We start from the raw sequence: 20,908 nt of genomic DNA on the forward strand, positions 1-20,908 counted from the left end.
ATGGGGGCTCTGACGAAAGCTGAAATGGCGGAACGTCTGTATGAAGAGCTTGGCCTGAATAAGCGGGAAGCCAAGGAGTTGGTGGAGCTGTTTTTCGAGGAAATCCGCCACGCGCTGGAAGACAACGAGCAGGTCAAATTGTCCGGTTTCGGCAATTTTGACCTGCGCGACAAACGTCAGCGTCCAGGTCGAAATCCCAAGACAGGCGAAGAAATCCCGATCACGGCTCGCCGTGTCGTCACCTTTCGTCCGGGCCAGAAACTGAAGGCCAGAGTAGAGGCATATGCTGGAACCAAGTCATAACGACGAGCTGCCGCCTATCCCTGGCAAACGCTACTTCACCATCGGCGAAGTTAGCGACCTCTGTGCCGTCAAGCCGCACGTCTTGCGTTATTGGGAGCAGGAGTTTCCTCAGCTCAATCCGGTGAAGCGGCGCGGCAATCGCCGTTATTATCAGCGCCAGGATGTGCTGATGATCCGCCAGATTCGAGCCCTGCTGTACGATCAGGGCTTCACTATCGGCGGCGCGCGTCAGCGCCTCTCCGGCGATGAGGCCAAGGACGACACCACCCAGTACAAGCAGCTGATTCGTCAGATGATCGCTGAGTTGGAAGAAGTCCTGCTGGTGCTGCGCAAATAACGCAGTTTGGCAAAAAAAACTTCCACAATTCAGCAGCTTATAGTAAAGTCCACTCCGCTTCAGGTAACCCTGAAGCATCGTCGGGGCGTAGCGCAGCCCGGTAGCGCACTTGCATGGGGTGCAAGGGGTCGAGTGTTCGAATCACTCCGTCCCGACCAAAAAACCCTAGAAAATCCAGTCACTTAGCGGTGACTGGATTTTTTTATGCCTGATGGTTTTCTCTCTTGTGCCCCCAGTGCTGTATTCTGGTTGCCAATTGGTTGCCAATTGAGATTCGCTTACTCGACAGGCTGTAGAAGGAGCTTGAGCCGTGTTTACTGCTTATCATGCAAAGTACTACGCTCAAGAGCTCATTCGGCGCCACGCTTCTGACGACGTTGGCCGCCTTTCGCAATCCCTATTCGACGCTAGCGTTGATCTGAATCCGCATCAGATCGAAGCTGCGCTGTTCGCACTTCGAAACCCCTTGCAGGAAGGTGTGCTGCTCGCTGATGAAGTGGGGTTGGGCAAAACCATTGAGGCCGCATTGGTGGTTTGCCAGTACTGGGCCGAGCGCCGTCGTCGGCTGCTGGTCATATGTCCAGCCAGCCTCCGCAAGCAATGGGCGCAGGAGCTGCACGACAAATTCGCAGTACCTACTACCGTTGTGGATGCTGTTTCCCTGCGCAAGCAGTCGACTGGAGGCATCCTCGCCACTCTGCAACGACAGGTTGGTAAGGTGGTAGTGATCATGTCCTACCAGTTTGCCGCCAAGCTGGAAGCCGAGCTGCGGGTCGTGCCTTGGGATGTGGTGGTCATCGACGAAGCGCATAAGCTCCGCAACGCACACCGCTCCAGTAACCGCACTGGGCAGGCGCTCAAACGAGCGTTGCAAGGCCGCAAGAAGATACTTCTCACTGCCACGCCGCTGCAAAACTCGCTGATGGAGCTGTATGGCCTATCCACTCTAATCGACGAGCACATGTTCGGGGACGAAACCGCCTTTCGTAAGCAGTTCATGAACAGCGGAACGGGGTTGGACGAACTGCGCGAGCGTCTAGCCAGCTTCGCCAAACGCACACTGCGTCGAGACGTGCTGGAGTACATCAAGTATACCGAGCGCAAGGCCCTCACTCAGCCGTTCAACCCCACCGACGACGAGCAGGCCCTTTACGAGCGCATCTCGGCTTTCCTACAAAAGGAAGCTTCTTACGCCTTGCCCAAGCAGCAGCGCCACCTCACTGCACTGATCTTGCGCAAGCTGCTGGCCTCCAGTTCGCACGCCGTTGCTGCCACCTTGGTCACCATCCGCGAGCGCCTGCTGGGCTTGCTCACGGCGGACAAGGCGGAAGATGACGGCAGCCAACTGGTCGAACAGCTTATCGCTGAAGACGATCTTGAGCAGGACTACCTGGAAGAGGAAGCCGGCGAGGCTGAGGACGACGCCGAAGAGCTCACGCCTGAGCCAGCAGAATGCAGCAAACCGGATCTTTCAAAAGATTCCCAGACCGTTCGGGCTGCAATCACTGCCGAGATCGAGGAACTGACAGCGTTCGTCGATGCTGCCCAAGCACTGCAAACCGACACCAAGGCGCAGGCTCTTCTGAAGGCACTCGCACTGGGATTCGGCAAGATGGCCGAATTGAACGCGCCACGTAAGGCCATCATCTTCACTGAATCCAAGCGCACGCAGGAGTACCTGCACCGTTTCCTCTCGGCCAACGGCTACGCGGGCAAATTGGTATTGTTCAGCGGTACCAACAACCATGAAGACTCCACCGCCATTTACCAGCGCTGGCTAGACGAGCACAAAGGCAAGGATCGCGTGACCGGCTCGCCGCAAGTAGATCGTCGCACCGCGCTCATTGACCATTTCCGCAAGGACGACGGCACTGGTGCGGAAATCATGATCGCCACCGAAGCGGCAGCCGAAGGCGTCAACTTGCAGTTTTGCGCGCTGATCATCAACTACGATCTGCCGTGGAACCCGCAACGCGTCGAACAGCGCATTGGCCGTTGCCACCGCTACGGTCAGCGTTTCGATGTGGTGGTCATCAACTTCCTCAACACCCGCAACCAGGCCGACCAGCGCGTACTGGAGCTGCTCACTGAGAAATTCAGCCTGTTCTCCGGCGTGTTCGGCGCAAGCGATGAAGTGCTGGGCCGCATTGAAGGCGGCATCGACTTCGAGAAACGCATTCTCCAGATCTACGACACCTGTCGTCAGCCCGAGCAGATCGAAGCCGCTTTCAATGCCCTGCAAGCGGAGTTGGAAGAGTCAATAACCGACCGCATCAAAGACACTCAGTCCCAGCTCTTGGAGAATTTTGATGAGGATGTCCACGACCGGCTCAAACTGCGGTTGGACGAGGCCGAAGCGCGGCTCGACAAACTGGGGCGATGGTTCTGGGGGGTTACCCGCTATGCGCTCAATGACCGAGCACGCTTCGACGAGCAATCCTACGCGTTCTCTCTGAGTTCGCCGCCAACTGGAATCGCCACAGGCCGCTACCAGCTCATTCGTGGTGCGGCGCAGCCGGACATGCTGGCACATGCCTACCGCCTCAGCCACCCGCTTGGGGAATGGAGCATTGAAGCCAGCCTGAGTGCGGCAACGCCCGTCGCCACCTTGAAGCTCGACTACAGCAAACACGGCGCACGAATCTCCGTCATCGAGAGACTGCGCGGTATGTCCGGCTGGCTGACGCTAGCCCGGCTGGAAGTCACCGCCTTCGAGACCACCGAGGCGCTGCTGTTCTCCGGTCTCACTGACGATGGTCAAGTGTTGGATCAGGAAGCCTGCGAAAAGCTGATGGCCATTCCAGCAGCAGGCAAACCCACTCCCTTGAGCACTACCGTGCCCGAGGCACTGCTGGCCAACAGCCAGCGCGCGGTCGCCGCCACCATAGCCCAGGTACTGGAAGCCAACCAGCGCCTCTTCAATGAAGAACGGGACAAACTGGAACGCTGGGCTGACGACAAGCTGCTGGCCGCAGAGGAAGCCCTGAAGAACACCAAGGCACGCATCGCACAGTTGAAGCGCGACACCCGCAAGGCTGTCACCTTGCAGGAGCAAGACGGCATCCAGCGCGAACTGTCTGAGCTGGAGCGCCAACAGCGAAAGCAACGCCAAGAGATCTTCTCCGTCGAAGACGAGATCATCGAGCGTCGAGACGTCCTCATCCAGGTTCTGCAAGAGCGCCTGAAGCAGACCACCGAGGAAGAACGCCTCTTCACCATTCATTGGTCTGTCGTTTGACATGAACTGCCGCTGATTTAGCGACACTACCAAAAAGATTTCAGGGGAACCGGCCCGTGGGCACCATGAACGACAAAAAACGCCAGCAGCTCATCAGCAAGCTCAGAGAGATGTTCCAGATGGACCAGGCGGAACTGGACTTTGGCATCTACCGCATTATGAACGCCAAGCGGGACGAGATCAGTCAGTTCCTAGAGCAAGACCTGCTGCCCACTTTGCGCACCACGCTGCAAGAGTTTCAACCGGGCGGCATGGCCGACAAGCAAAAAGAGCTGGCCGATACAATTGCCAATGCCAAGAAGCTCAAGATCGACCCCGACAGCCTTGAGGTGGTGCAACAGCTGAAAGCCGAGCTAGCCGAAGGTGGTGATCTAGATCGCATGGAAGACCAGGTGTATTCAGATCTCTACACCTTCTTCAGTCGCTACTACCAGGACGGCGATTTCCTTTCTTTGCGTCGCTATAAAGAGGGTGTGTATGCCATGCCCTACGAAGGCGAAGAGGTGAAACTGCACTGGGCGAACGCAGACCAGTACTACATCAAATCTGCCGAGAACTTCACCCGGTATGCCTTCAAAACCTCTCAGGGGCGTGTGCGCTTCGAGCTTACCTATGTCAGCACCGAGCGAGATAACAACAAAGCCAGTGAAGGCGGCGAACGCAGATTCATTCTCGCTGACGCCCCGCTGTTCTTGGATGGTGAGGATCTGGTCATCTACTTCGAGTACCGTCCTGATGCAGAAAAGCGGAAACAAAAAGACCTGAACGCTCAAGCCATTGAGGGCTTGCTTAGCCTGCCGGAGGGTGCCCCATTGTCACAAGGCGTTCCTAGTTGGGGCGCTTGGAAGGGAGCCCTCTCTCAACTGGCTGCGACAGAAAAGAACAAGACCCGCACACTTCTCGAGAAGCATCTGACCGACTATACCGCGCGCAACAGCTTCGACTACTTCATTCACAAAGACTTGGGGCGCTTTTTGCGCAGGGAGCTGGACTTCTTTGTTAAAAATGAGGTGATGCACCTGGATGACATTGAGAGTGACTCGGCCCCCAAAGTTCAAAGTTATTTGGCTCGAATCAAAGCCACGCGTCGAATTGCTCATAAGTTGATCGACTTCCTGGCGCAGCTGGAAAATTTCCAGAAGCGGCTCTGGCTCAAGCGAAAGTTTGTGTTGGAGACAAACTGGCTGATCACGCTGGACCGCGTTCCTGAAGCCCTTTACCCAGCTATTTGCGACGCAGCAGAGACTCCCATTTGTGATTGGGATGGTAAGGCACGCAACCAGCGTAAAGAGTGGATTCGACTCTTCGCCATCGATCAACAGGTTGTGCAGCCTGCTGAAAGCAAGGACGGTGAGCTGTTCTGTGAGGCAGCGGTGCCGTACTCGGCACCATTGACGCCAGCATTCCTGAAGGCCCATCCATATCTCACACTCGACACGGCGTTTTTGGATGATGAGTTGAAGTACGACATCTTGTCGCGCATTGGTGATCTGGATGAAGCCACCCAAGGCGTACTTGTCCATGGAGAGAACTTTCAGGCGCTGAACCTGCTTAGCGAGCGTTATCGAGAGCAGATCAAGACCATCTACATCGACCCGCCCTACAACACCGGCAGCGACGAGTTCATCTACAAGGATGCCTATCAGCGTTCATCCTGGATGTCCTTGATGCACGACCGGCTGCTGGCAGGCAAGGCGCTACAGTCGCCGGAGGGCACCATCACGGTCAGCATCGACGACGATGAGATGCACCGGCTCGCAACACTGCTCAACGTTACCTACGGAGACCACGAACTGGCCAAGCTGGTGTGGGATCGCAATCGAAAGAATGACGCTAAGTTCTTCTCGGTCGGCCACGAATACATGCTGGTATGGGCGAAGGACAAGGATCACCTGGTTCAACAAGGCGTCAAGTTCAGAGAACCCAAGGAAGGATTGGACGAGGCCAAGAAGGTCTTTCAGAAGTTGATGAAGACGCATGCCGAAAACTGGGATGCCATTCGGGAGGGCTGGAAGGCGTGGTTCGACGATATCCCGGTCTCAGACCCTCGGCGGCGTCTCTTGCGATTCAACAAGGTCAATGCTCGTGGACCGTATCGTGATGACCGAGACTTGAGTTGGCCCGGCGGCGGAGGCCCTCGGTATGAAGTGTTACACCCAGATACTGGTCGCCCCTGCAAGATACCTTCTCGTGGCTGGATCTTTCCGAACGCAGAGAGGTTTTGGGAGGAGTATGAGAAAGGGCGGATCTGTTTCGGTGAAGACGAATCGAAGATTCCAAGTGGCATCACTTATCTATTTGAAGAGAACGAGGGGCAGGTGATGCCCAGCGTTTTTTATAGCTATGCACAAACTGCTAGCCAACGATTTGACGCGCTTTTTGGACAAAGAGCTTTTGATAACCCCAAGCCTTGGCCAGATCTGATGCGGATGATTCGCTACTTGGATACAGGTGGTGGGACGGTGCTCGACTACTTCGCAGGCTCGGGCTCGACTGGACACGCCGCTATCGATTTGCGAAGAGAACACCAGATTGACCAGCGATATGTGTTGGTCGAGATGGGGGCGCACTTTGACAAGGTTCTCAAACCGCGCATCCAAAAAGCGGGGTACGCCTCTTCGTGGGCAGACGGTCTGCCGATGTCCAAAGACGGTGTCTCGCAAATCGTCAAATACGTGCGGTTGGAGTCCTACGAGGACGCTTGTGATAACTTGACATTGGCACGCACTGCAGACCAGCAGGCTCTTCTGGACAGCGTTCCAAGCTTTCGGGAAGGCTACGTCCTCAACTACATGCTTGAAGTGGAAAGTCGGGACAGCCTGCTCAACATGAGTCGCTTCATCGACCCCTTCAACGTGGAGATGTCGATCACGCGCAATGATGAAAGCCGGCGCGTAAAGTTGGATTTGGTCGAGACCTTCAACTATTTGCTGGGCCTGCGCGTGAAAAGCATCCGCCGTGTCAAGGGCGTGCTCGAAGTTACTGGGGCCTCACCTGCTGGTGATCAGATTCTTGTTTTGTGGCGCAACACGACAGAGGTCGATAGCCAAGCTCTGAACGACTGGTTTGATAAACAGGCCTACAACAGCCGCGACACAGAGTTCGATCTGATCTATGTGAACGGTGACAACAATATCGAAAACCTGCGTCGAGCGGATGAGACCTGGAAGGTCCGTCTGATTGAGGAGGACTTCCACGCCCGCATGTTCGCGTTGGAGGGGGCCTGAGATGAGCAAGATCGTAAAGGTCGAGTTCACCAAGCTCAAACGTCTCAAGGAGCTCATGATTGAGTTTCCTGAAAAAGGCGTTGTTGCATTGATGGGTGAGAACGGCATTGGCAAGTCCACTGTGTTGCACGCTTTGGCCTGCCTATACCGACCTCATGAACACCTGCAGGTCAAGAAATCTGACATCGGTAGCTGGTGGACTGATTGGTTTGTGCCACACACCGGGAACTATTGGCGTGGATCATCGCTTCGAGTTTACTTTTCAGACAGCCCGGATGGGGTCGTCTACTGCAAAGAAGAGGATCGCTGGCAGCCAAGAAAATTGAACCGCCGAGAGCGATACAACCGCTTCATTGGTCTTCAAAGTTGCATGCCACACATTGAGGTGGAGAGCCAGAAGACGCGCTTCGAGTTTGTTGTCTCGGACCTCGATCTCAGCGCGAAGAAGCAACAAGATATGGTTGACGCTGCGTCGCTCATTCTCAACCGGCGCTACAAGGCAATAAAACGAGGCAGCAAGGGTACGGGTTTGCGTCGTTTTCTGGTCGCAACAGTTGAGCAAGGAAGGCCACCAGCGGAGAGCTCTTACACCTCTCACTACATGGGGGCAGGGGAATACAAGGTACTTAAACTCATACAGGAAGTCATTAGCGCGCCCGACGAAGGGTTCCTGATAATCGAAGAGATTGAGGTCTCCATCCATGAGGCGGCCTTAAGGCGGTTGGTGACTTGGCTGATCGAACAGGCAGATAAGAAGAATCTCCAGATCGTCCTCTCGACGCATTGGCCCAGAATCGTTGAGTTTGCCAAGGAGCTGTCCATTCGATCCCTTCATGCAACCCCCGAAAAAGTTGTTTGCATCAATGGCTTTCGCCCGATGTCGTTGCACCGTATGAGTGGCAATGAAGCAGATATGCGTGTGATCAACATTTGGGTAGAAGATTCATTGGCCAGGTGCATCGTGCAGCAAGTATGTACGGAGCTGGGTATTCTTCCCAACATGGTGATTTCGTCGTTCGGCGCGATAGACAACGCTTTCTCCGTTGGCGCTGTGCTTGAGTTGGAGGGGCGTGACATCAACAAGAATTTGGTGGTTACGGACGGTGATCGTTATCCCACGGAGGACGACAAGAAGACGCAGATCCAGAGAGCATTGAGCGGAACAGGAGAAGCCTTGGTGAAGGCACAGCAAGATGCCCAACGCTGGTTTGTGCAGTTCGAGCCACTGATGCCTGATGGAGGTAGAGTCAACCCGGAGCGCTTCCTTCTTGAGGCGGCCCGAAGGACGGCGGATGCAGGCCAAGCCAATCCCTGGATCAACAACTTTCTGGAGTTTGTCGATCAGAACGTGTTTCCTGACCCTGACAAATCCATCATCTTCAATCTGCACAAGAATTTTAGCTTGAGTGTTGAGAACATCGAGCGGTTCTTGATCGAAGCAGCGACCAAGGACGCAGCGTGGCCGTTTTTCACTGACAGCGTTCGTCAGCGGTTGAGGGAGTCAGCTGGCAATCTAGGGCTGGATCTGAAGGAGGCTGTGTGATGGCTGTTCCTTTCCCCCACAAGCTAGTTTTAAATCGGTTCTTGCTGAGTCTGTTTGGCGGACATCCTCGCGAACTTGATCAGGATACCTTTCGTGAGGTCACCCGAAGACTGACCGATGAGTCGCTGGAGCTTCGCGACGAAGACGGCAGCTTCCGTTTCCGCGATGAGCTCAGTCGCATGTTGCCGAGCAATGGTCCGCTGACACGCGAGCAGTTACTGGACTATGACGCAAACATTGCCCGCCACACCAACGCTATTTCTGAGCGGCGGGGGAATCGACTGCAGTGGAAGTACTTCCAGTACATGACGCTGCTGTTTGCCGAGGTTTACCTGGATTGGTATTTCCGCGACCCAGATGGCCTGCTGGCAGCGCTAAATGTACATCTAGAGCATTTCAACAATGCACTGCTGGACTTCGGCGAATCCAAGAAGGTGTTGATCAGTCCTTACACGACGGACTCTCTGCGCAAACTGGCCCTCTGGAACGCCACAGGTAGCGGCAAGACCTTGCTGATGCACATGAACATGTTGCAGTTTCGGCACTATCTGGCCAAGAACCGGCGTACTAAGGCCATCAACCGCGTGGTGCTGTTGACACCCAACGAAGGTATGACAAACCAGCACCTGCATGAGTTGTCACTGTCTGGCATTGCGGCAGCGCCATTTGACAAGGATACCACTGGCGGTAGCTTTGGCCTGTTCCGGGGGCAGACGGTCGATGTGATCGACATGAACAAGTTGCGCGAGGAGGGCAAGAGGAAGACCGTATCGGTCGACCAGTTCGAAACCAACAATCTAGTGTTTATCGACGAGGCGCACCGGGGCTCGCAGGGGGAGGTGTGGTCCGAAATGCGCAGTCGGCTGGCGCAGGACGGCTTTACCTTTGAATACTCAGCCACGCTGGGTCAAGCCGTTGGCAGCGACGCCGCGCTGGCCGATGAGTATTCGAAGAGCATCCTGTTTGATTACTCGTATCGCTACTTCCATGCCGACGGCTTTGGCAAGGACTACAAAATCCTCAACATTGAAGGGCAAGAGAACAGCAAGGCCGACAGCGAGCGGAGGCGTCTGTACCTGACCGCCTGCCTGCTGAGTTATTACCAGCAGTTGCGTGTGTACGAAGACCGCCATGGGCAGTACAAAGCCTTTTCGATCGATAAGCCCCTATGGGTGTTTGTGGGGAGCAAGGTTACGGCGGTTCGGACAGAAGCCAAGCGACAAGTGTCCGATGTGGTCGATATCTTACTGTTCCTGGCGGAGCTGGTGGCCGACAAAGCTAAGACCATATTGCACATTCAAAAGCTGTTGAGTGGCGATACAGGCCTGCTTGACCAGGAGCAGCGCGACACTTTTGCCGAGGCCTTCCCATACCTTGCGCAGCTGGGTTTGGGTGCTCAGGCTGTGTTTGAAGACATCCTCAAATTACTGTTCAACGCACCTTCAGGCGGAAGCCTACATGTGGAATACCTGACCGGAGGAGACGGCGAGCTGGCCTTGCGCTTGGGGTCCGCAGAAGAACCTTTTGGTGTGGTGAATGTGGGGGATGCGAAGAAAGTGGCGACTCTGTGCGAAGAGCATCCGCAGTGGTTGCACGTTTCTGAACGGCCCTTTGGCGATTCGTTATTCCGCTCATTGAACGACAAGGGTTCCAAGCTGACTGTGCTCATCGGGTCTAAACGCTTCACGGAGGGATGGAACAGCTACCGAGTCTCGACGCTGGGTTTGATGCATGTTGGCCAGAATGAAGGCTCCGAGATCATTCAGTTGTTCGGACGCGGTGTGCGCCTCAAGGGGTTTGGTTCCAGCCTGAAGCGCAGTCGCGCCATTCACTGGGCGGCCAAAGACAAAGACTTTTTGTGGGTAACTAAGGACGCTTATCTGCCGCTGTTGGAAACGCTGAACGTGTTCGGTGTCAAGTCTGACTACATGGAGCGTTTCAACGAGTTCCTGGAGGGCGAAGGTATCAAGAAGCCTGATGATCGGCAGGCGTTTGACATTCCGGTGCGCATCAAGCTGCCCTCTACGCCTCTGATCACAGTGAAGGTGCCCGGGAACATCAACTTCAAAAGAGAAGAAAAGGCCACGCTAGCCACAGCCGACACCATCGCGTTGAGGCCAGGGGAGATCGTGCTGGACTGGTATCCGCGCGTAGCTTCCAAGGCGAGCCGTGGCGTGGCCTTTTCTCAGATTCAGATGGGGAGAAATCGAGCATTTCTGGGTCAAGACCATCTAGCCTTCATGAATTTCGACGCCATTTACATGGAGCTTCAGCAGCTGAAGGCAGAGCGCGGCTGGCACAACCTGAACCTGAGTCGTGACATACCTCGCGCGCTTCTACAGCCTGGCAACGACTGGTACACCTTGTACGTGCCGTCAGAGGTCATGCAAGCCGACAGTATCGAGAAGGTCCAAGAGTGGGAAGAGATCGCGACGGCATTATTGCGCAAGTACTGCGACCGCTTTTACAAGGTCAAGAAAGATGCGTATGAGGCGCCACATCGCATCTATCAGGAGTTGAGCCCGGCAGACCCCAATTTCATAAACGCGTACAAGGTTCTGGTGGACCGCTCAGAAAAACTGATCATTCAGCGCCTAACTGAGCTGAATGAACACATTAGCGACGGCAACCTGAGCGACTTCAATATCGGTGGCAAGGGCGAAGCCATCTATTTTGACCAGCACCTTTACTCACCACTACTGCACTTGCGCAACGGGGTGGACAGCGACTTACTTAGCGTTAGCCCGGTACACCTGAACGAAGGTGAACGAGACTTTGTTGTGGACTTGCGAGCCTATTGCCAGAGCCAACCTGTCTGCTTGGAGGGCAAAGAGGTTTATTTGCTTCGCAACCAGTCCAAGGGGCGCGGCGTGGGGTTCTTTGAGGCTGGAAACTTTTACCCAGACTTCATCTTGTGGGTCTTAGACGGGAGCCGCCAACACGTCATATTCGTCGACCCGAAAGGCATTTTGCGGTGCGAAGGGCTCAATGACCCCAAGCTAAGGTTCTTCGAGACGATCAAAGAAATCGAGGCCAAGCTTGCTGAAACAGATCCCGGGCGAAAGGGAGTAATTTCGTTGCACTCGTTCATCGTGTCAAATACGCCGTTGGGCTCGGTGCGTTGGTGGCGTGACAGTCATGCTACGGAAGCGGACTTCGCACAACGGCACGTGCTTTTTCAAGGACAGCAACGTGCCTCGTACATCGCCGACATCTTTTCAAGAGTATTGGACGCCGCACCTACCTGAATTGGCTGACTGATGCCAGTAAGTTGGACGCCTCGCACATGGTGACTACGAGTCTCGACCGTCACCTGTGAGGTCTGCTCGATAAGGCCTACAGCTATATCCGGTATTAAGACTGAAGGGACGAACATGCGCGATAAGAGCCAGGCATCTCCAAGCACAACTTGGTTTGTTGGGGCGAGCTACGGTGCGGATGACCAAATGCCACGCTTTCTGGATGAAGGCATCTGGGAGAATGGCTACGACGATAGGCATTTGGAACTTGTTCGCTCCATGCAGCCAGGGGAGAGGATCGCGATTAAGGCTGCCTACACCCGCAAGCATGGGTTGCCCTTCGATAACCGAGGTCGAACTGTTTCAGTGATGGGGGTCAAGGCTGTCGGCACGATTACCGAGAACCTGAACGACGGCAAGCGGGTGAAGGTGGACTGGGAAAAGGCCGGGCCGGTGCGGGAGTGGTACTTCTACACTCATCGTGGAACGATCTGGTGCGTGCAGCCGGGCGACTGGATGAACGATGCCCTGATTGCTTTTGCGTTTGAAGGCAAGCCGCAGGATCTGGATCGTTTTCGCAATGAGCCCTATTGGCGTGAGCGCTTCGGTTCGGTGACGCTGGAAAAGCAGCGCTTTCAGTGGGCGAACTTCTATGAGGCCGTCGCTGAGAGACTTCTCGATTACGCTCAAGATCGGTCCGCATTAATTACCGGTATCCATCAAATCGCGACGCGGGTGCCGGGCCTGGGGTATTTGCAGGACAAGTTTCCCGATGGCAGTAGTGGCCCTTTGCAGGACATTTGCCCATTCACTGTGATGGGGACCTTCAATCGAGGGATGACCGATGCCAATCGCAAACTGATTGCCGGCGAGCTGGCGAGTTTTCTTGGGGTGAATGTGCCGGTGCCACCCTCTTTCGAGGGTGTCCCCGTTCTGAACAATCAGCGCTCCTGGTTTTTTGCCTATGCCGAGAAGCGTGGTGCGGGCGACATTGATGCGCTGTGGCAAGTGTTCACGGCCGCCAGTCTCTGGGTAGAGAACGATCAGCCAGAAAGCAGGGCTTCCTTCATTCAGGCCTACGATGCCGCCACTCAAGTCTGGGGCGTGGCATGGAATCTTTCGACCGGTTTGTACTGGTCGCACCCCTGGAATTTTTTAACACTCGATAGCCAGTCGCGTCACTACATCAACAAGCGGCTTGGGCTGAATGTAGCCACTGGCGGCCAGCAGGGGCCTTGTGATGCTCGTGGCTATTTGAAGCTGCTGGACGATTTTTGTGCGCGCTTTGGTGAAGACAGCTATCCGGTGCACAGTTTTCCAGATCTGTCACTGGCGTCGTGGATGTACAAAGATCCCACCGATGAGCCGGCCCCCCTGGATGAACTCGATGCAGATGCTGCCGCCGAACAGGCATCAGTTGGCGAAGTGCGCGAGGCGTTCCAGTTCGAGGCCCCCATCATTCCGTATTTCGTCGATGACATTCTCAAGGATGGCTGTTTCCTTGAGCGTGCCGAGATCGATCTGCTACTTGACCGCTTGCGCACCAAGAAAAACCTGATCTTGCAGGGGCCGCCGGGTACCGGAAAGACTTGGCTGGCCAAGCGCCTGGCGTTCGCTCTCATGGGGCAGAAGGACGACGGCAAGATTCGGGCGGTGCAGTTCCATCCGAATCTGTCATACGAGGACTTCGTGCGCGGCTGGCGTCCGACCGGAGAAGGCAAGCTGTCTTTGGCCGATGGCGTATTCATGGAAGTCATCAAGGCCGCTCGTAAGGAGCCTGCGTCAAAATTTGTCGTGGTGATCGAGGAGATCAACCGTGGTAATCCGGCGCAGATCTTCGGTGAGCTTTTGACGCTGCTCGAAGCTGGCAAGCGAACCCCCAGTGAGGCATTGGAGCTGTGCTATCCGGATGCCGACGGCGTACGACGGCCTGTCCACATTCCTGAGAACCTGTACGTGATCGGCACCATGAATATTGCTGACCGCTCTCTGGCGCTGGTCGATCTGGCGCTACGCCGTCGTTTCGCATTCGTGGAGCTGGAGCCGAGGCTTGGCTTAGTCTGGCGGGAATGGGTGGTCAAAGTGGGCGGCCTCGATGAAGCTCTGGTGACCGATATCGAACAGCGGATTGCCAACTTGAACGAGCAAATTGCAGTGGATGCCCGGCTTGGTAAGCAGTTTCGGATCGGTCACAGCTATGTGACGCCTGTACACCGTCTTGAGAGCGGCGACACTAAAAAATGGTTCCAGCAGGTGGTAGAGACGGAGATTGGTCCGTTGCTTGAAGAGTACTGGTTTGACGCACCTGACGAAGCACAGAAGGCGACGGTTAGGCTGATGCAAGGATGGTAATGAGTGTGGTCGCACAGCCTGTGGAGGCTGAACCTGCAGATCCGTCAGGGTTTGTCGGCCGCATCCCGGTGCGCAACCTCTGGCTGCTAATGCTGTATGCCTCGGATCTGTTCCGCATGCGGGGCATAGGTAAGATCGGACTGGAAGACAACCCGGATAATCTGCCAGATCTGGTTGCCGAGATACTTGCTCACGCAGTGGAGGTGCGGCAACGCCGTCGCTTGAGCTTGGGTTATCGCTCGCGTGAGGCGGCTCTATATCGTGTTCGTGGTCGCATCGATGTGTTGGCCACTGAGCGTCATCAACTGCTGGATCGCGGCATGGTGTCGTGTCGGTTTGAAGAGCTCACTATCGACACCCCGCGCAATCGCTTTGTCCGTGCGGCGCTGGAGTCCATTTCCAGAATAGTGCGAAGAAAGGATGTCGCCCATCGTTGTCGCTCATTGGCCGGCGGCATGAAGGCTCTAGGCGTGTCTGGTGAGCCACCGACTCGCGCTCAGATGAGTGCGGATCGCTTCGGGCGACATGATGCAGAAGATCGCTTCATGGTCGCCGCTGCCAAGCTGGCGTTTGAACTGATGCTCCCAACCGAGGAGTCGGGAGCCAATGTGCTTACGCTGCCGGATCGCGAGGCTACTTGGGTTCGTCGTCTTTTTGAGCGCGCGATAGGTGGCTTTTACGATGTTGTTTTGAGCCCGCAGGGGTGGCAGGTTAAGTGCGGTGGCACTCTGGCTTGGCAGATATCGCAAAAAACCGACGGTATCGACAGTATCTTACCCTCGATGAGAACAGACATAGTTCTCGACCATGCCCAAATTGGGCGCCGGATTGTTATCGATACCAAGTTCACCTCCATCGTGACTAACGGTTGGTATCGCGAGGTAACGCTGAGTAGCGGCTACCTGTACCAGATCTACGCTTACTTGCATTCGCAGGTGGGGAGAGACGATTCGCTTGCTGACTGCGCTAGCGGATTGTTGCTGCATCCATCGATTGGCCAGATGGTCGACGAGACGGTGGTAATCCAAGGGCACCATATTCGGTTTGCCACTGTGGACCTGACCGCTTCGGCGAACGAAATCCGAGCTCAATTACTGTCTTTCTTTCGGGAAAGTGAGGAGTGAGCGAAGTGACGTGGTTGTGCGCGTCCGGTGAGCGAGAGTTCACTGGAACAGGGTATGTTTGGCATGGTGTATCACGAACCCGTCAAGAGTTTTCCCGATGAAAGTATTACGGTTAAGCGCAGTTATCGAGTCGACCGGGCTTGCTAGATCCACCATTTACAAACTCGTTGGCTTGGGTGAGTTTCCGAAACCTGTTCCTCTAGTGGGGCGCAGCGTTGGTTGGGTCGAAAGCGAGGTCCACGAGTGGATCAAAGGCAGAATTGCCCAACGAGACCAGATGGACTCTCTTCGATAGCGTGCAGTAGGAGCAGGGGCTCCACGACCTTGTGAGCGCGGTGTCACGCTTCTGTTGCTGGCGTTTTGCCTTTAAAGTGCAATAAGGCATTTGCAGTAGCAGGGATCGCGTCAGGGATGTCATCAGTTCCCCAACCCAAGAGCATGGTCATCGATCTGGAGGTCGCTCCCGGAAAGGAGGGGCATCCAGATCGTATCTTTAAGGTCGGGGCAGCGCGGCCTGACCTCGGTGTCGAGCTTGATCGTAAGGTCTCGAAAAATCTCTCCGAGATTCTTGCTGAAGTCGATGCGCTGTCCGATGGTGCTGGCTTTCTTCTGGGGCATAACGTCATCGAACATGACTTGCCCATCCTCAAGCAGCAGGCACCTGCTCTTGCTTTGTATTCTCTGCCAGTCATCGACACCTTAAGACTGTCCCCTCTGGCGTTTCCGCAGAACCCCTATCACCGGCTGGTCAAGGATTACAAACTCATCCGAGACAGTCTCAACTCGCCGCTTGCGGACTGTCGTTCGACGCTGGTTCTGTTCAGGGATCAGCGGGATGCATTTGCGCAGTTGAATGAGACCAATCGTGCTGAGCTGCTCTGCTACCAGGCACTGCTTGCCCCAAGCATAAAAAGTGATCTGGGATCATTCTTCGCTTCGCTAACCGGGCAGACTGCAGTTCCGATTGAGGATCTGCAGCGGCTCATTCCGAGTCTGTTGGCGGAGACCGATCCATCATTGGATCGTGATCTCAAGGTATGTAGAACTCGGTTGGAAGCTCTCCTGGCTGAGGACCTTGAGCAGATGGATTTACATCTGCCTTTGGCCTATGCCCTTGCGTGGTTGAGGGTGTCGGGGGGCAACTCTGTCCTTGCGCCTTGGGTGCGGCATCAGTTCTCTGCTGTTGGGCGATTGATTACTGAGCTCCGGGACGTTCCCTGCGGCCGTTCAGACTGCCGATACTGCTGCACTACCCACGATCCGCGCCATGAGCTGAAGCGCTACTTCGGCTTTGCTGATTTCCGCTACGAACGCCCGGGTCAAAGCCTGCAACACGATGTGGTTCTCGCAGGCATGCAGGGCAGACATGTGCTCGCGATCCTGGCAACCGGTGGTGGTAAATCGCTGTGTTACCAACTGCCGGCGTTGAATCGTTTTCATCGTAACGGCAGCCTGACCATCATCATTTCGCCTCTGCAGTCGCTGATGAAAGATCAGGTTGACGGGCTTCTTGAGCGAAATGTGCAGTGTGCTGCGACACTTAATGGCCTGCTGACCATGCCTGAGCGTGCGGATGTGCTGGAGAAGGTCCAGATGGGCGATGTCGGCATTCTGCTGGTATCTCCTGAGCAGTTCCGCAACAAGGCTTTCCGGCGTGCGATACGCCAGCGCCAGATCGGCGCTTGGATTTTCGATGAGGCCCACTGCCTGTCGAAGTGGGGCAACGATTTCCGTCCGGATTACATGTACGCCTCGCGCTTCATTCGCGAGCACACAGGCAATCAACCCCTGGCCCCCATTGGCTGCTTCACTGCAACGGCTAAGCCGGATGTTTTGGCTGATATCCGTGCGCATTTCAAGGAAGGCCTCGGGATTGAGTTTGATCAGTTCCTGGGGACTCATGAGCGGACGAATCTTAGCTTTGAAGTGCTGCCCTGCAGTCGTGGCGAGAAATGGCCCAGAACCCATCAATTGCTTGAGGATCACCTCGGCGGCCAGGACGGTGGTGCGGTCGTTTTCGTTGCAAGTCGCAGGGGCGCTGAAGAGCTTTCAGAGTTTCTAGTCGGGCAGGGATGGCCGTGCCGCCATTTCCACGCCGGGATTGAACCCAATGACAAGAAGGATATCCAGGACGACTTCAAGGCTGGGCGGCTCCGCATCATCGTTGCCACCAATGCCTTTGGCATGGGCGTCGACAAGTCCGATATCCGCCTGGTAGTTCACGCAGACATTCCTGGTTCGCTGGAGAACTACCTTCAAGAGGCAGGCAGGGCAGGGCGTGACCAGGATGCAGCACGGTGTGTGCTGCTTTATGACTCGCAGGATATTGAGACCCAATTTGGGTTGTGCGAGCGCTCCAAGCTTAGTCTCCGTGACATCCAACAAATTCTCCGCAAGCTGCGTTTCGAGTATGCCAGGCGTAAGGGCGGCGAACTGGTCATCACCGCTGGCGAGATTCTCATGGATGAGACCGTCGAGACCTCGTTCGATGCTGATGATAGTGATGCTGAAACCAAAGTGGTCACCGCGGTTGCCTGGTTGGAGCGGGGGCAATACCTCAAGCGAGAGGAAAACAGTACACAGATTTTTCCGGCGCGCCTGAGTCTGGGTGAAGCGGACGCCGAGCAGCGTTTGCTCAAGGCCAATCTGTCGGAGCGGAGACGTGAAGAGTTCGGCGCAATTCTGAAATACCTCTACCAGGCCGACGCCGATGAGCGGGTGAATACGGACAACCTGATGTTGCTCACTAGCCTGACTTCTGAGGAAGTTGTTAGCACCCTTAAGCAAATGGAGGAGCTGGGCCTACTCGTCAACGACACCCAACTGACCGTCTTGCTGCGTCACGGGGTGGTGGACGCCTCCATTCAACGCCTGGAACAGACCCTGGCTTTGGAGGGAACGCTATTCGAGGTACTCAGCGAGCTGGCGCCAGATGCCGAGGATGGTAGTTGGCAAGATCTCAATCTCGCGGCACTGACGGCGGGGCTCAAAGCCAGACTAGAGCACGAGGATGTCATCCCGTTGCAGGTGCTTCGCCTACTGCGAAGTCTCTCTCAAGATCGTGAAAGCAACAGCCAGCCACGCAGCAGTTTTGAGCTTAAGCAGGTCAATCACGACTACATCAAGCTGAAAGTTCAAGGTAAGTACAGCTGGTCGCAGATTGAACGTTTTGGTGAAAAGCGCCGAGTCATTGCCAGCAAGCTACTTCAGTTCTTGATAGGAAAGCTGGCTCCAGCCTCTAAGGGCAAGGATCTGATGGTGCAGTCCACCTTCGGTGAGTTGGTCGGTGTGATCGAGTCGGACCTTGAGCTCTCACAGGTGATCCCCCCGAACCAGCGTCACAGGGCAATTGAGCATGTGCTGTTGTATATGCACAAGCAGGAGGTACTGACGCTCAATCACGGGATGACTGTGATGCGTCGAGCAATGACCATTGAGGTAAACGCAGACAAGAAGGGCAGCTACCTCAAAGACGATTACCTGCGTCTCGATGAGCACTACAGCGAAAAGCGTATCCAGGTCCATGTGATGCGTGAGTATGCCGAGGTCGCGCTCGGCGCTATGGCGAGCGCGCTGGAGCTGGTGCTGCACTATTTCACGGACTCAAAAGATGCCTTCTTGCAGCGCTATTTCGCTGGCCGCGAAGAGGTACTTAAGCATGCCACCAGTGAAGAGTCCTGGAGATCCATCGTTGAGGATCTGAGCACTCAACAGCGACTCATTGTTGTCGATGACGACGACGTTAATCGCTTGGTGTTAGCCGGGCCAGGGTCTGGCAAAACTCGCGTAATCGTTCACCGTATTGCGTACCTGCTGCGTGTTCGACGGGTTCCTGCCAATGCAATTGTGGCGTTGACCTTCAATCGACATGCGGCCAATGAAATACGAAGGCGCCTCCTGAGCCTGGTTGGAGCTGATGCCTACGGCGTCAGCGTCATGACTTACCACAGCATGGCCATGCGGCTGACCGGCACTCGTTTTGAGCGTAAGGATGTTGTCGACGAGGGGGCTCTGAAACAGGTTCTAGAGGACGCTGTTGAGCTTTTGGAGGGAAAGGGAACGGCCGATGGCGAGGACGACCTGCGAGAGCAGTTGTTACGTGGCTACCGCTACATCCTGGTTGATGAATACCAAGACATCGATGCTCTGCAATACCGTTTGGTGAGTGCGCTTGCCGGTAGACAATCCAATGAGGAAGGGCGGTTGTGTATTTTGGCGGTGGGAGACGATGACCAGAACATCTACGCCTGGCGCGATACCAACAACCGCTACATTGAGCGCTTTCGTGAGGATTACTCTGCTGCTACCAGCTACCTCGTCGAGAACTATCGATCTACTCAGCACATCATTTCTTCGGCCAATCAGCTGATTGGCAACAACCCAGGGCGTTTGAAAGCGTCCTATCCCATCCGAATCAACCGGGAGCGCCAGTCAGATCCTCTCGGTGGTCAGTGGCAGACGCTCGACTCAGGTCGATCTGGGCGAGTCACGCGACTGGCCGTTGAATCCAGCGATAGAGCTGTTGGCAACCTCCAGGCGCAGGCAGCTATACGCGAACTCAAGCGACTGTTGGCATTGGAAGAGGGTAGCTGGAGTGGATGCGCCATTCTTGCCCGTACCCATCAGTATCTGTGGCCAGTCCAGGCGCTTTGCGAGCTTGCCGGAGTTTCGTACTTTCTGGCCTCGGATAAAGACAGTGCGCTGCCCATCACTCGGCAGCGTGATTTTGTGGCGGTTGTTGATCGACTTCGAGAAGTCGACGAGGCGCTTTCGGCTGCTATGGCATTGCAGCAGGTGTCTTCTGGGGTGAGTGAGAGCTGGCGTAGCTTTTTCCAGGAGGCTTTCACCCAGTTGCAGGTCGAGCTGGGTGAGTGCCAGCTCAACAGTTCTGCAATTGTTGACTGGCTCTATGACTACGCTCGGGAGATGCGCCAGCAGTCCAAGAGTGGCCTGTATCTGGGCACGGTGCATTCAGCGAAAGGCCTAGAGTTCAGGCATGTCGTACTGCTTGATGGTGGCTGGAATGTTCAGACTGAGGGGCTCAACGATGAGCGCCGGTTGTACTACGTGGGTATGACGCGCGCAGAGCAGACGCTGACGCTGTGTGAGTTCAGTGCAGCGAATCCTTTCAGTGGCTGTCTGTCGACTGACATCGCGCAGCAGACCTTTACCGGCGATTACAGTGCAGCCTTGGAGCGGCGTTACCTGCAGCTCAGTCTGAAAGACATCGACATTGGCTTTGCTGGGCGTAGCCCTCTAACTGATCCTATCCATGAGGCGTTGAGGTGCTTGGAGCCGGGAGCGGAGCTGAAGCTTGAACAGCAAGGCGAGCGCTACCTGATACGGGACGGTCAGGGGGGAGTTATCGGGCGGACTTCTCAGTCCTTTAAGCTGGATCTTGAGGTTGAGCGATGCGAGGTTGCGGGTGTGGTGGTTCGGTTCCTAGAGGACAGCGAGGAGCAGTATCGGTCTCTGCAGAAATGCGAGCGCTGGGAGATTGTGGTTCCAAGGCTCTGTGGCGTACCACAGCCTGCGTTATAGGGTC

At 55.5% G+C, this 20,908-nt stretch carries 10 protein-coding genes and 1 tRNA gene; all 11 read left to right on the forward strand.

Annotated features, from left to right (window positions below):
- The 11 genes from ihfA to P7A97_RS18290 all read left to right on the forward strand — a co-directional run bounded on the left by ihfA (nt 1) and on the right by P7A97_RS18290 (nt 20,904).
- Nucleotides 1–303, forward strand: a complete 303-nt coding sequence (gene ihfA, locus P7A97_RS18240) for an integration host factor subunit alpha (protein WP_002553164.1) — start codon at nt 1–3, stop codon at nt 301–303.
- Nucleotides 284–640, forward strand: a complete 357-nt coding sequence (locus P7A97_RS18245; protein ID WP_277691760.1) for a MerR family transcriptional regulator — start codon at nt 284–286, stop codon at nt 638–640. The genes ihfA and P7A97_RS18245 overlap by 20 nt, the downstream gene beginning before the upstream one ends.
- 81 nt (nt 641–721) lie before the next feature.
- Nucleotides 722–798, forward strand: a tRNA-Pro gene (locus P7A97_RS18250).
- A gap of 152 nt (nt 799–950) precedes the next feature.
- Entirely contained in the window at nt 951–3,878 is a 2,928-nt protein-coding gene (locus P7A97_RS18255; RefSeq protein WP_277691761.1) for an SNF2-related protein, read from the forward strand.
- A gap of 65 nt (nt 3,879–3,943) precedes the next feature.
- On the forward strand, nt 3,944–7,105 hold the full coding sequence (locus tag P7A97_RS18260) for a DNA methyltransferase (RefSeq protein ID WP_277691762.1): 3,162 nt from the start codon (nt 3,944–3,946) through the stop codon (nt 7,103–7,105).
- Nucleotide 7,106: 1 nt separating this feature from the next.
- Complete coding sequence (locus P7A97_RS18265; protein WP_277691763.1) at nt 7,107–8,648, forward strand: AAA family ATPase; 1,542 nt, start codon at nt 7,107–7,109, stop codon at nt 8,646–8,648.
- On the forward strand, nt 8,648–11,896 hold the full coding sequence (locus P7A97_RS18270; RefSeq protein WP_277691764.1) for a DEAD/DEAH box helicase family protein: 3,249 nt from the start codon (nt 8,648–8,650) through the stop codon (nt 11,894–11,896). Before P7A97_RS18265 ends, P7A97_RS18270 begins: the two co-directional genes overlap by 1 nt.
- Before the next feature lie 126 nt (nt 11,897–12,022).
- Entirely contained in the window at nt 12,023–14,239 is a 2,217-nt protein-coding gene (locus P7A97_RS18275) for an AAA family ATPase (RefSeq protein ID WP_277691766.1), read from the forward strand.
- Nucleotides 14,239–15,363, forward strand: a complete 1,125-nt coding sequence (mcrC, locus tag P7A97_RS18280; protein WP_277691768.1) for a 5-methylcytosine-specific restriction endonuclease system specificity protein McrC — start codon at nt 14,239–14,241, stop codon at nt 15,361–15,363. The genes P7A97_RS18275 and mcrC overlap by 1 nt, the downstream gene beginning before the upstream one ends.
- A 97-nt stretch (nt 15,364–15,460) precedes the next feature.
- Entirely contained in the window at nt 15,461–15,658 is a 198-nt protein-coding gene (locus P7A97_RS18285; protein WP_277691769.1) for an AlpA family transcriptional regulator, read from the forward strand.
- Between the two features lie 116 nt (nt 15,659–15,774).
- On the forward strand, nt 15,775–20,904 hold the full coding sequence (locus P7A97_RS18290; RefSeq protein ID WP_277691770.1) for a RecQ family ATP-dependent DNA helicase: 5,130 nt from the start codon (nt 15,775–15,777) through the stop codon (nt 20,902–20,904).
- The last annotated feature ends 4 nt before the right edge of the window (nt 20,905–20,908 follow it).

This window comes from Pseudomonas sp. GOM6 (assembly GCF_029537485.1).
GTDB lineage: Bacteria > Pseudomonadota > Gammaproteobacteria > Pseudomonadales > Pseudomonadaceae > Aquipseudomonas.